Raw genomic sequence first — 12,242 nt, forward strand, 5'->3', positions numbered from 1 at the left:
CGTGTCGGCTCGGCGGTGGTCAACTGCGGCCCTTTCCCGTGCTGCCTCTACTGCCCTTCTCTCGTCCCCAGGGAACGCTAACAGCACGGGCGCCCGGGCGAGGCCCGGGCGCCCGTGAGGGTCAGCCCAGTCGTGTCAGCTTCTCGCCGAAGCCAGGCTCCACCAGGTCCTTCTGCAGCGCCACCGGAGCGCTGACCTGACCGGTGCCGGTGCCGATCGACACCTGGCCGACGACGTCCCCGGCCCTGCCGTGGTGCGGCACGGCCTTGCCGCCGGCGCCGAGCGCCAGGTCCACCTTCAGGCCGGGCCAGCCGACCGCCTTCAGGTCCTTGGTCGACACGACCGGCGTCCGGCCGCCCAGACCGTCGTCGACGTAGCCGACGACCTGGCCCTTCTTGACCACGGCGGCCGACGTGACGTCCGACTGCGCCTTCTGGATGACCTTGAGGCTGTTCGCGATCGCCAGGTCCAGCTTCTGGTAGAGCTGCGGGGCGTCCTTCGCCCCCATGACGATGCCGAGGATGCGGCGCTTCTGGCCGTCGACGACCGTGTTCGCCGCCCACAGCAGATTGCCGCCGGCCGGGGTGGAGGAGCCGGTCTTGATGCCGGTCACGCCCGGCTCCAGCAGGATCTTGTTGTTGTTCTCGATCCGGCCCGGGATGCCGTCGACCTCCACGTACGGCATGTCGACGATCTCGCGGAACACGTCGAACTGCATGACCGCCTTGCCCAGCTTGAGCTGGTCGAGCGGGGTCGACATGGTCGTCGACTGCAGTCCGGACGGGTCCGTGTACGTCGACCCCGTCATGCCCAGCTCCTTGGCCGCGGCGTTCATCTTCTCGACGAACGCGGCCTCCGAACCGGCGTCCCAGCGGGCGAGGAGCCGCGCCACGTTGTTGCCGGACGGGATCATCAGGAGCTGCAGGAGCTCCTTCTGCGAGTAGGTCTGGCCCTCCTTGATAGGGGCCGTCGACTCGTCCTTCGCCTTCGCCTGCTCACCGGCGGTGCGGTCGACCTCGATCTCCGGACCCTTCTGGCTCCCCTTGATGGGGTGGTCGCGGAGGATCACGTACGCGGTCATCGTCTTGGCGACGCTCGCGATCGGCGCGGGCTTCTGCGCGCCGTACGTGCCGAGCGAACCGACGCCCTCGACCTCCGCGGCGCCCTGCCCCTCGGACGGCCACGGCATCTGCAGCGGACCGCCCTCGAAGGTGTACGTGGGGGCGGCGGAGAGGACGAGCCGGGCGTCCGGCAGCGGGCGCACGAACTGTACGACCGCAAAGACGACCACCAGCAGCAGGAGCAGCGGGGTCCAGATCTTCACCCGTCGCGCGGTGGTCCGCAGCGCCGTCTCCGGCGGCGGCGGGGTGTTCGTCAGCTCCGCCAGGATCTCCAGCGGCGGGCGCGGCGGCAGCGGCTGCTGCCGGGTCCGCTCGGGCTCGCTCAGGGACGCCGGTGCGGGCGCGGGGGCCGGCGTGGTCCGGGCCCCGGCCTCCGCGGCGGGCTGCTGCCGCGGCTCGGGCTTCGGCTGCTCCTGGGTGATGTCCCCCTTGAGCGGGCGGAAGGTGGACGGCGGCAGCTTGAGGGCGGTCGTCGGCTGGTCGACGGGGGGCGCGACCGGCGGCTTGACGGCCTTGAAGACGGCGGTCGGCTGGTCGACGGGCGGCGCCACGGGCTTCGCACCGGGCTCGTCGCCGGCCTCGGCCTCGCCAGCGGGGTCGGCCTTGTCAGCGGGCTCGGGCTTGTCAGCGGGGTCGGGCTCGTCCACCGGCTCGGGCTCGGCCACATCGGCCGGCTCGGCCTTGGGCTCGTCCGCCGGCTCGGGCTCGGCCTTCGGCTTCTCCTCCGCCGCGGCCTCCGCGGCCGCCTTGCGTGCGGCGAACCATGACGTCGCGTCGGCGGCGCGGTCGGCCGCGGGCGCCTCGTCGGCCTCAGAGGCCGCAGGAGCCTCAGCGGCCTCGTCCCCGGCGGCCGGACCCTCGCGCTTGGCGCCGGGCGCGTCAGCGGCCCCGTCGAGGGCCTCAGGCGCGCCCTCGGCGGCGCTCCCGCCATTGGGGGCGTCCTCGGAGGCCTCGGAGGCCTTGGAGGCCTCCGGCACGTCCTTCGTGACGATCTTCAGGACGACGGTCCCGTCCGAGCCCGCAGGGGCGGCACCGGCCGCGGCCTCGCCGTCCTCACCGCCGTCTCCGGCCACGCCCTCGTCCCGGCCCGCCTCAGCCCCGTCACCGTCGCCCGCGGCCTCACCCGCGGCCGCCCCGGCGCCCGGCTCCTTGCCCGCCGGGTCCGCCGACGACGCGGCCTCCGAAGACTCGCCGTCCGAAGGCACGTCTTCCGACGACGCGGCCCTCGAAGGCCCGCCGTCCGAAGGCCCGCCGTCCGAAGGCGCGTCCTCCGTGCCCGGCTCCGCCGTGCCCGGGTCCTCCGCGTCCACGGCGCCCGTGTCCCCGTCCGCGCCGGCAACGGAGTCCCGTGCGGCACCGGGGTCGGCCGCGGCAGCCGCGGACTCCTCCGCAACCGCCGGGTCCTCCGTCGCGTCCTCCGTCACGGAAGGACCGTCCTCCGGCGCCGTTCGCGGGGCCAGGGCCCTGAAGACGGCCGTCGGCTGGTCCACACGATCCCGGAGGACGGACAGTCGCGGGTCCCTGCCGTCGTCGCCGACCGCACTCTCCCGCTCCCGCTGCTCCGCCTTGTCGGGGGACTCGCCCGCCACCGTGCCTCCTCCATCGCTCATGCGTACGTCCGAACCATCTACCAGTGTCCTGTGTGAACCCCTTGGCCCGGTGCTAGACGAGAACGACATACCTACTGGTTCCCGTACGAAGCACCCAGGCGCTCTCGACAGATGAATGTGAGAGGGGTCACCCTGTCATTCATCCACGCGGGGAGGCATGGATGGGCAGGAGCCGCAGAACTATTCCGGAGGAGCTTCTGCTGCTCGCTCTGGACCCGGCCACGGGTACCACAGCGCAGCCGCAGTCGCTCGACCTGGGTCTCGCCGGAGCACAGCTAGTGGAGCTGGCTCTGGCAGGACGGATAGCCCCTGACGGGGATCGTATCGCCGTGGTGATGCCACGGCCGACCGGAGATCCGACTCTGGACTCCGCACTGGAACTGCTGCGCAGACGCGGCAGCCCGGTTCGGGCCGTCCACTGGATCGGCGGGCCCCGCCTGGGGCTTCGCCAGACGTATCTCTCGCATCTGGAGCGCTGCGGCATGGTCCATGCCGTGGAGGGCCAGATGTGCGGGGTGCTGCCGACGACTCGCTACCAGGCGACGGACACGGCTATCAGCCGGGAGATCAGGACCCGGCTGGACAGTGCGATCCGCACCGGCGTACCGCCGGACCCGCGGACCGCGGCGCTCGCCGCGCTGGCCCACGCGGTCGGTCTCGGCAAGCACCTGTACCCCGGCAACGAAGGACGGTCGTCGCGGTCCCGGCTGCGCGACCTGATCCGGCACGACCCGATGGGCGGTCTCGTGGCGCACGCCGTGATGGACGTCCAGAACGGCGTGGGCGCGCAGCCCCGTCGGAGCGCGGCGGCGGGCGTCCCGTCCCAGCCGCGCGGCGGACACATGGCGCGCGTCGCCATGTGAGACGCACCCGGCCGAAAGGCCCGCTCCACCAGATCCACCCGAACCACACCGGGAGCCGCATACGTGTGCGGGACGGCCGTCCTCACGGCCGTCCCGCGCCGTCGCGTTGTCGGCATTTCCCAGCGCACACCGCACCTTTGGTGGCAGTCTGCCAAGCAGTACGTACTCACAGCTACGCAGTGCAGACAGCAGCCGGAGGTGCAGTTTCCGTGGCGTCCAGTGTCAATCCCACCGTCAGGCGACGCCGATTGGGCCAGGAGCTGCGCCGGCTCCGCGAGGCGAAGAACATGACGGCCGAACAGGTCGCGGAGCGCCTGCTGGTCTCGCAGTCCAAGATCAGCCGCCTCGAGAACGGCCGCCGCTCGATCAGCCAGCGCGACGTCCGCGACCTGTGCGGGGTGTACGAGGTCGAGGACGAGCGCGTCGTCGACTCGCTGATGCAGATGGCCAAGGACTCGCGCCAGCAGGGCTGGTGGCACGCCTTCGGGGACATCCCGTACAGCGTCTACATCGGGCTGGAGACGGACGCGGAGAGCCTGCGCGTGTACGAGCCCCAGATCATCCCCGGACTGCTGCAGACGCACGGGTACGCGGAGGCCGTGATCACGGGCGCGCTGCCGGAGTCCACCCCGGCCGAGATCGACAAGCGGGTCACCGTGCGCACCCGCCGCCAGGACCGCATCAAGGACGACGAGCGTCCGCTGCGCCTGTGGGCCGTCATCGACGAGGGTGCGCTGCGCCGGACGGTCGGCAACCGGCAGCTGATGGTCCAGCAGCTGGAGCACCTCATCGAGCAGTCGCACCTGCCGCACGTGACGGTGCAGGTGCTGCCCTTCCACATGGGCGCGCATCCGGGCATCAGCGGGCACTACGCGATCCTGGAATTCCCCGACACGTCCGACTCCTCGGTGGTCTACATCGAGGGCGTGACGAGCGATCTGTACCTGGAGAAGGCGCAGGACGTCGCCAAGTACAGCGTGATGTACGAACACCTGCGGGCCCAGGCGCTGAACGCGGAGGACACCCGCGAGTTCGTGACGGCGATCGCGAAGGAGTACGCCGACGGCAAAGGGGCGTAAGGGGGGCGTCGGGGGCTGAATGCCGCCATTCGGCCGGGGCGTGAGGGGAGGAGCAGGTACGGTACACCCCCGACTCGCCCCGGCGGAAGCTCAGTTGGAATATGCCATCCGGTCGGGTGAACGACGGTCCCACGGGACGGGGCCGGGGCAGTAGCGTCGATCACGCCAAAGCAAGAACGTTGGCGTGACACCTACTGGCAGCATTCGCAGAACCGGAGTTGAGAAACATGGCCATTATCCAGGGCGCGACGGACAACTGGACGAAGTCCTCGTATTCCGGAGGCAACGGGGCCTGCGTCGAAGTGAAGTCCCCGGTCGTGCAGGCGATCGCGGTGCGCGACTCGAAGGCGCCCGAGGGACCTTCCCTCTCTTTCGGACCGGGATCGTGGAACGCGTTCGTGGGCGAGGTGAGCGCCGGGGCCCTGTGACCCCGTGCCCGTCCTCCCCTCGTCGTGGAATGAGCCCTCTCGCCCGGTCCGCCGTCCTGGTCGAGGGGGCTCGGCCGTTGCCCGGACCTGCCGGAGCTACCGCAGCTCGTCCACGTAGCGGTCCGTGCCCGGGACCGTCGGGACGAAGGGGGCGAGGAGCTCCGTGCGGCCGCCCCACTCCCCCGTGAGCGCCTCCAGGCCGGCGAAGGAGGCGGTCCAGCAGTCGCGCGGGTCGCGCTCCAGGAACCACAGCAGGGTCAGCCGGGTGTCGACGCCCTCGACCTGCTTGACGTAGCTCATCCTGTCGCCGGGCAGCGGGGTGGGTCGGAAGACGGTGACCATGGCCGCGGGCGAGCCCGCGAGCAGCCGCGGGAGTTCGCGGGAGCGCAGGCGCTCCAGGAGCTCCGCCCGCTGCCCGGGACCCTCGGCGTCGATCACCTGGAGGACGAGGCCCGCGTACGGGTGGTCGAGGGCGTGCAGGTCGCGCGGACCCGCCGCGCCGTCGCGGTAGACGGTGACCTCGTGGTCCTGGAACGACGTGAAGACGTGGGTGCGGTCGTGGTAGACCCGGGCGTCCCGGTTGAGGCGCTTGTTGATGGCGACGGTCCACTTCATGTGGTCGTCGTAGCGGCCGTCGGTGATCCAGTACGTGGAGAGGTAGCAGCCCGCGGTGACCGGCTGGGCGACCGCGGACTTCTCGGGGGCGCGCAGCTCCTGGAGCGCGCGGGTGGCGACCCAGCGGCGGCCGGCGAACATCCAGGGCATGGCCATGGCGCCGGCGTAGTAGTGGTCGTCCTCGTACCAGCGGTTGTAGGCGTACTCGTGCCCCGGGTGCGGTTCGACCATGGTGATCAGGGCGTGTCCGGGGTGCGTCCCGTACGGGCCGACCGCGGCCAGCTCCGCGTAGGTCCCGCTCCGGGTGTCGACCGGCTCGTGCTCGCTCATCCTCGTTCCCCTTTCCCTTCCCTTGTGGGCGACTCCGACCTACTCTGACGGGCCGTCAGATCGATGAACAGGCCCAGGGAGGCACCGGATGGCGTTCCAAGGACTGCTCCAGGGGAAGACCGTCGTCGTGTCGGGTGTCGGCGCCGGGCTCGGCCACCGGGTGGCGGAGACGGTCGTCCGGGACGGGGGCCGCGCGGTGCTCGGCGCGCGCACCGAGGCCAACCTCGCCAAGTCGGCCGCCGGGATCGACCCGGAGGGCACGCGGACGGCGTACCGCGCCACCGACATCACCGACGAGGCGCAGTGCGAGGCGCTCGCCGCACTGGCGGTCGAGCGCTTCGGCGGGATCGACGCGGTGGTCCACGTGGCCGCCTGGGACTCGTACTTCGGCGGCCTGGAGGACGCCGACTTCGCCACCTGGCAGGGCGTCCTGGACGTCAACCTGCTCGGCACGCTGCGGATGACCCGGGCCTGCCTGCCGGCCCTGAAGCGGCGGGGCGGTTCGGTCGTCATGATCGGCACCCAGTCGGCGGTGGCCGCGCCCTCGCAGGTGCGGCAGGCCGCCTACGCGGCGTCGAAGGGGGCGCTGACCTCGGCCGCGTACTCGCTGGCACGCGAGCTCGGACCGCACCGGATCCGGGTCAACACCGTGCTGCCGGGTTGGATGTGGGGTCCGCCGGTCCAGGCGTACGTGCAGTTCACGGCGCACACCGAGCAGGTGCCGGAGGCCGAGGTGCTCGGACGCCTCACCGAACGGATGGCGCTGCCGGAGCTGGCGACGGACGGGGACGTGGCGGACGCGGCCGCCTTCCTCGCCTCGGACCGGGCGCGGGCGATCACCGGGCAGTCGCTCCTCGTCAACGCGGGAGAGCTGATGCGCTAGCCGGGTACGCCCCGGGCGCCGACGTCCCCGGCCCACCGGCACCGTGCTCGACGCCCCCGACCACCCGGCCGCATCCGCCCCACCGCCGCACCCACCACCGCACCCACCGCCGCACCGACCGCTCCGGCCGACGCACCGGGCCGTGCCGGCCACCTCGCCCGCCCGACCGGACCCCGACCGGACCCGGACCGGCCCCCACCGCCCCGGCCGGTCAGCCCCTCGGGTAGCGGGTCAGCCAGCCGGACGTCGTCTCCCCCGGCCCGTGCAGGGCGCCGCCCTGCGTCATCTCCATCGCGAAGTCGTCCGCGAGCTCCAGGACCGTGGCACGGCCCTCCAGTTCGGCCACCCAGGCCGGCGGGAGGGCCGTCTCCCCGTGCAGGGCGCCGAGCAGCGCCCCGGTGAGGGCGCCGGTCGCCGCCGACGGGCCGTCGTGGTTGACCGCGAGGCGCAGTCCGTGCCGGACGTCCTCGCCGACCAGCGCGCAGTACACGGCCGCCGCCAGCTGTCCCTCGGCCCGGTCCTCGGCCGCACCGAGGGCGGTCACCCGCTCCGCGTCCGGAGTCCCCTGCCGTACGGCGCCGAGCGCGGCCTCCAGGGCCTCGGTGACCGGGGCGTGGCCGGTGCGCGGGGACACCTGCTCGATCGCCGTGCGGACGGCCCCGTCCACGCTGTCGCCCCGGGCCACGCCGTGCACGACGACGGCGAGGGCACCGGCCGACAGGTACGCGGCGGGCTCGCCGTGCGTCTGCACCGCGCACTCCACGGCCAGCTGGCAGACCAGCTGCGGCTCCCAGCCGACGAGCAGCCCGAAGGGCGCCGAGCGGACCAGCGCCCCGCTGTCCCCGGCGCCCGGGTTCTTGGGCCGCTCCAGGGTGCCGAGGATCTCGTCGCCGAGGCCGGTGAGGCAGGCGCGGGCCGGGTCCCGGCGGGTGTACAGCCACTCCTCGCGGGCCAGCCAGCCGAGGTCGCGGCGGCGCTCGTCGGGGCCCCAGTCCCGCTGGGTGGCCGCCCAGCGCAGGTGGGCCCGGTGGACGTCGCTGGGCGGGTGCCAGGCGCCGGTGTCGCGCCGGACCTGCGCCCGTATGAGGCCGTCGACGGTGAACAGGGACAGCTGCGTGGCGGCGGTGACGGCGCCCCGGCGGCCGTAGGCGACGGCGAGCTCGGTCAGGCCCTCGGGTCCGTGCAGCCGGCGCAGTTCGGCGAGCGGATGGCCGGCGGCCCCGGCGCCGAGCGCGTCGCCGACGGCTCCGCCGAGCAGGCAGCCGCGGACCCTGGCGCGGAAGTCCTGCTGTTCGGCGCGGCCCCACACGGCCGCGGCTGTGGTGGTCACGACGTGCCCTCCCCCCGTACGAGCCGTACGAGCTCCCGTACACACCGGTCTGTTCAGCACTGTAATAGACCGGATGCGCTCGTTCAGAGGGCGAAGCGTTATGCGATCCGACGCCCTTCGGTCCGTTTTCGGTGGTGTTTCGACCGCAGTTCACCGGAAGTCCACGCTTGGCCGGAACCGTCCGCACCGTGCTCCCCTGGCACGCGTCGTCCGGAGCGCCCCGGCGGCGCCGCCGGTGCCGTCCCCGGCCACCGCACCGGGGCGGCCACCGCGCCGGCGGGCCGAGCGCCGCCCGGCCCGCCGGTGCCCGGCCACCGGGAGCCGAGGGAGCCCGGGCGGAGCTCCCGGTGGGCCGGGTCCCTACTCCGTGACGAGCGGCAGCAGCTCCGGCAGGTGCCCGTCCGAGGCGCGCGCCGCGCGCTGCCGCTCCTGCGGGACCTCCCCGTACAGCGTCGTCCGGGGGCGGGACGGGCGCCCGGCGGCCTCGGCGATGGCCTCCAGGTCGCGGATCGAGCGGTAGGAGCCGTAACTCGATCCCGCCATGCGGGAGATGGTCTCCTCCATCAGCGTGCCGCCGAGGTCGTCGGCGCCCGAGCGCAGCATCTCGGCGGCGCCCTCCGTGCCCAGCTTCACCCAGCTGGTCTGGATGTGGGGGATGTGCGGGTGCAGCAGCAGCCGGGCCATCGCCGTGACCGCCCGGTTGTCCCGGACGGTCGGGCCGGGGCGGGCGATGCCCGCCAGGTAGACCGGCGCGTTGGTGTGGATGAACGGCAGGGTCACGAACTCCGTGAAGCCTCCGGTCTCGCGCTGGATGCGGTCCAGCGTGCGCAGGTGGCCGAGCCAGTGCCGGGGCTGGTCCACGTGCCCGTACATCATCGTCGACGAGGAGCGGATGCCCAGCTCGTGCGCGGTGGTGATCACCTCGATCCAGGTGGCCGCGGGCAGCTTGCCCTTGGTGAGCACCCAGCGGACCTCGTCGTCGAGGATCTCGGCGGCGGTGCCGGGGATCGAGTCGAGCCCGGCCTCCTTGGCGGCGGTGAGCCACTCGCGGATCGACAGGCCGGTGCGGGTGGCGCCGTTGACGACCTCCATCGGCGAGAAGGCGTGCACGTGCATGCCCGGCACGCGCTGCTTCACCGCCCGCGCGATGTCGAAGTAGGCGGTGCCGGGCAGGTCCGGGTGGATGCCGCCCTGCATGCAGACCTCGACCGCGCCGACGTCCCAGGCCTGCGCGGCCCGGTCGGCGACCTGGTCGAGCGACAGGGTGTACGCGTCGGCGTCGGTGCGGCGCTGGGCGAAGGCGCAGAAGCGGCAGCCGGTGTAGCAGACGTTGGTGAAGTTGATGTTCCGCGTGACGATGTACGTCACGTCGTCGCCGACCGCGGCGCGCCGCACGTCGTCGGCGATCCGGGTCAGGGCGTCGAGGGCGGGCCCGTCGGCGTGCAGCAGGGCCAGCGCCTGGGCGTCGGAGAGCCGGGTCGGGTCGTCGGCGGCGACGGCGAGGGCCGCGCGTACGTCGGTGTCGATGCGCTCCGGGACCATGCCGGGCGCGGCGGCCTCGCGCAGCGCCTCCCAGTCGCCGTACACCTCGTCGAAGTCCTCGCGGCGGTCGCCGGTGCGTCCCTCGGTGTCGATGGTGCGGTGCAGATCGGTGCGGCCGGTGGCGGTGAAGGCCTCGTCGGGCTCCTGCCAGGGCAGCCCGCGCACGGGGGCGTCGGGGTCGGCGAGACCCGTCTCGGGGTCGGCGAGGGCCCGTACGTGCGGCAGCAGCCGGGGGTCCAGCCAGGGCTCGCCCCGCCGGACGAACTCGGGGTAGACGCAGAGCCGTTCGCGCAGTTCGAAGCCGGCGGCGCGGGAGCGTTCGGCGAGTTCGTCGATCTGCGGCCAGGGCCGTTCCGGGTTGACGTGGTCGATGGTGAGCGGGGAGACCCCGCCCCAGTCGTCGATGCCGGCCTCGATCAGCCGCTCGTACTCGGCGTCGACCAGGTTCGGCGGCGCCTGGAGGCATGCGCTCGGCCCCATGACGAGCCGGGCGACGGCGACGGCGGCGACCAGGTCGTCGAGCTCCGCGTCGGGCATGCCGCGCATCGCCGTGTCCGGCTTGGCGCGGAAGTTCTGGATGATCAGCTCCTGGATGCCGTGGTGGGAGCGGGCGATCCGGCGCAGCGCGAACAGCGACTCGGCGCGCTCCTCGTAGGTCTCGCCGATGCCGAGCAGCAGGCCGCTGGTGAAGGGCACGGAGGAGCGACCGGCGTCCTCCAGGACCCGGAGCCGCACGGCGGGCTCCTTGTCGGGGGAGCCGTGGTGGGGGCCGCCGGGCTCGCTCCACAGCCGGGTGGCGGTGGTCTCCAGCATCATCCCCATCGAGGGGGCGACGGGCTTGAGCCGCTGGAAGTCCGTCCAGGACATCACGCCCGGGTTGAGGTGCGGCAGGAGTCCGGTCTCCTCCAGGATGCGGATCGCCATGGCCCGGACGTAGGCGAGGGTGTCGTCGTAGCCGTGCGCGTCGAGCCACTCGCGGGCCTCGGGCCAGCGGTCCTCCGGCTTGTCGCCGAGCGTGATCAGGGCTTCCTTGCAGCCGAGTTCGGCGCCGCGGCGGGCGATGTCGAGCACCTCGTCCGGCGCCATGAACATCCCGTGCCCGGCCCGGCGCAGCTTGCCGGGCACCGTGGCGAACGTGCAGTAGTGGCACTTGTCGCGGCAGAGCCGGGTGAGCGGTATGAAGACGCTCTTCGAGTACGTGATGACCCCGGGCCGCCCGGCCGCCGCGAGTCCCGCGTCCCGCACCCGCCCGGCCGTGGCGGCCAGGTCCGCCAGATCCGCCCCCCGTGCCTGCAGCAGCACGGCGGCCTCGGCCACGTCGAGCGCGACCCCGTCCCTGGCCCGCTTGAGGGCCCGGCGCATGGCGTTCTCGGTGGGTCCTGAGCTGCGTGATGCCTGCTGATCCGTCATGGACCGAGCATACGAGCGGGTCACAGGTACCTCGCGAAGTCGTCGAGGACCTTCAGCACCTCCCGCTCGCCCGCCGGGGGCAGCTGGAGGACGACCTCCTCACAGCCCAGCTCCTCGTAGTGGGCCAGCTTTCCGGGGCTCGGAAGGACCGCGTACGGGACGAGCTGGAGCGCCTCGGGATCGCGGCCGGCGCGCTTCCACGCCTCGCGCAGGACCGGCAGCGTCTCTGTCAGACCGCGGCCGCCGATCGGCATCCAGCCGTCGGCGCGGGCGGCGATCTGGGCGAAGAGCCGGGGGCCGGCCGCGCCGCCGAGGAGGATGCGCGGGGCGCCGCCGCGGGGTTTCGGCCAGGCCTCCGAGGGGCTCACGGAATGGCCGAAAGCACCCTCGTGGGCGGTGGGTTCGGGGGCCCACAGGGCTCGCATCAGGTCGAGGCGGTCGGCACCGAGCTCCCGGCGGGTGGCCCAGGTGACGCCGTGGTCGGCGGCCTCCTCGCGGTTCCAGCCGAAGCCGACGCCGAGGGTGAGGCGGGCGCCGGAGAGGTGGTCGAGGGTCGCGATCTGCTTGGCGAGGACGATCGGGTCGTGCTGGGCGATCAGCGTGACGCCGGTGCCCAGGCCGAGCCGCTCGGTGACGGCGGCCGCCTGGCCGAGGGCCACGAAGGGGTCGAGGGTGCGGCCGTACTCGCGGGGCAGCTCGCCGCCCGCGGGCCAGGGGGTCTCCCGGGTGACCGGGATGTGGGTGTGCTCGGGCAGGTAGAGCCCGGCGAAGCCGCGCTGTTCGAGCTCGCGGGCGAGCCGCACGGGGCTGATGGTCTCGTCGGTCAGGAAGATCGTGGTCGAGATCCGCATGGGGGCACGGTAGGGGGTGCGGCGTGGATTTCCGAGGGGTGCGACCGCAGACGCGGCGCACGTCGGCCGTCGTTCGCCCCGGCGCGGGCAGTCGTGCAGAAGACCGGCCCCCTCGCACCACTCCGGTCGGCGCGCACTGCTCGCGACGGGCGCCGCGACCGCGCTCGCCCCGGTCCCCGC

General features: G+C 73.3%; 9 protein-coding genes. 4 read left to right on the forward strand and 5 right to left on the reverse strand.

What is annotated here, in order from left to right:
• Nucleotides 1-121 precede the first annotated feature (121 nt).
• Nucleotides 122-2,731, reverse strand: coding sequence for a D-alanyl-D-alanine carboxypeptidase (locus ACGF1Z_RS31465; protein WP_393009445.1), 2,610 nt, complete (start codon nt 2,729-2,731; stop codon nt 122-124).
• Between the two features lie 161 nt (nt 2,732-2,892).
• Between ACGF1Z_RS31465 and ACGF1Z_RS31470 the strand changes: the two genes are divergently transcribed.
• From ACGF1Z_RS31470 to ACGF1Z_RS31480, 3 genes are all read left to right on the forward strand, one after another.
• The gene (locus tag ACGF1Z_RS31470; protein ID WP_393009446.1) at nt 2,893-3,594 is read left to right on the forward strand and encodes a GPP34 family phosphoprotein; all 702 of its coding nucleotides are present in this window, start codon (nt 2,893-2,895) and stop codon (nt 3,592-3,594) included.
• 209 nt (nt 3,595-3,803) lie between these two features.
• Complete coding sequence (locus ACGF1Z_RS31475) at nt 3,804-4,673, forward strand: helix-turn-helix domain-containing protein (RefSeq protein WP_393009447.1); 870 nt, start codon at nt 3,804-3,806, stop codon at nt 4,671-4,673.
• Nucleotides 4,674-4,900: 227 nt separating this feature from the next.
• On the forward strand, nt 4,901-5,101 hold the full coding sequence (locus ACGF1Z_RS31480; protein ID WP_376636891.1) for a DUF397 domain-containing protein: 201 nt from the start codon (nt 4,901-4,903) through the stop codon (nt 5,099-5,101).
• Between the two features lie 96 nt (nt 5,102-5,197).
• Here the strand turns inward: ACGF1Z_RS31480 and ACGF1Z_RS31485 are convergent, their stop codons facing one another.
• The gene (locus ACGF1Z_RS31485; protein WP_393009448.1) at nt 5,198-6,046 is read right to left on the reverse strand and encodes a hypothetical protein; all 849 of its coding nucleotides are present in this window, start codon (nt 6,044-6,046) and stop codon (nt 5,198-5,200) included.
• Between the two features lie 88 nt (nt 6,047-6,134).
• Here ACGF1Z_RS31485 and ACGF1Z_RS31490 point away from each other — a divergent pair, with 88 nt between their 5' ends.
• Complete coding sequence (locus tag ACGF1Z_RS31490; protein ID WP_393009449.1) at nt 6,135-6,929, forward strand: SDR family oxidoreductase; 795 nt, start codon at nt 6,135-6,137, stop codon at nt 6,927-6,929.
• Between the two features lie 211 nt (nt 6,930-7,140).
• Here the strand turns inward: ACGF1Z_RS31490 and ACGF1Z_RS31495 are convergent, their stop codons facing one another.
• The 3 genes from ACGF1Z_RS31495 to ACGF1Z_RS31505 form a co-directional block, all read right to left on the reverse strand.
• Entirely contained in the window at nt 7,141-8,259 is a 1,119-nt protein-coding gene (locus ACGF1Z_RS31495; protein WP_393009450.1) for an ADP-ribosylglycohydrolase family protein, read from the reverse strand.
• A 360-nt stretch (nt 8,260-8,619) separates the two neighbouring features.
• Entirely contained in the window at nt 8,620-11,211 is a 2,592-nt protein-coding gene (locus ACGF1Z_RS31500; RefSeq protein WP_393009451.1) for a bifunctional FO biosynthesis protein CofGH, read from the reverse strand.
• A gap of 20 nt (nt 11,212-11,231) precedes the next feature.
• Nucleotides 11,232-12,062, reverse strand: coding sequence for an LLM class F420-dependent oxidoreductase (locus ACGF1Z_RS31505; RefSeq protein ID WP_393009452.1), 831 nt, complete (start codon nt 12,060-12,062; stop codon nt 11,232-11,234).
• Between the last annotated feature and the right edge of the window lie 180 nt (nt 12,063-12,242).

This window comes from Streptomyces sp. NPDC048018 (assembly GCF_043202995.1).
In the GTDB taxonomy this organism is placed as follows: domain Bacteria; phylum Actinomycetota; class Actinomycetes; order Streptomycetales; family Streptomycetaceae; genus Streptomyces.

Excerpts from the sequence above, each read along its gene's own strand:
- ACGF1Z_RS31465 (WP_393009445.1), bottom strand. The coding sequence starts at position 2,731 with ATGAGCGATGGAGGAGGCACGGTGGCGGGCGAGTCCCCCGACAAGGCG.
- ACGF1Z_RS31470 (WP_393009446.1), top strand. The coding sequence starts at position 2,893 with ATGGGCAGGAGCCGCAGAACTATTCCGGAGGAGCTTCTGCTGCTCGCT.
- ACGF1Z_RS31480 (WP_376636891.1), top strand. The coding sequence starts at position 4,901 with ATGGCCATTATCCAGGGCGCGACGGACAACTGGACGAAGTCCTCGTAT.
- ACGF1Z_RS31485 (WP_393009448.1), bottom strand. The coding sequence starts at position 6,046 with ATGAGCGAGCACGAGCCGGTCGACACCCGGAGCGGGACCTACGCGGAG.
- ACGF1Z_RS31490 (WP_393009449.1), top strand. The coding sequence starts at position 6,135 with ATGGCGTTCCAAGGACTGCTCCAGGGGAAGACCGTCGTCGTGTCGGGT.
- ACGF1Z_RS31500 (WP_393009451.1), bottom strand. The coding sequence starts at position 11,211 with ATGACGGATCAGCAGGCATCACGCAGCTCAGGACCCACCGAGAACGCC.
- ACGF1Z_RS31505 (WP_393009452.1), bottom strand. The coding sequence starts at position 12,062 with ATGCGGATCTCGACCACGATCTTCCTGACCGACGAGACCATCAGCCCC.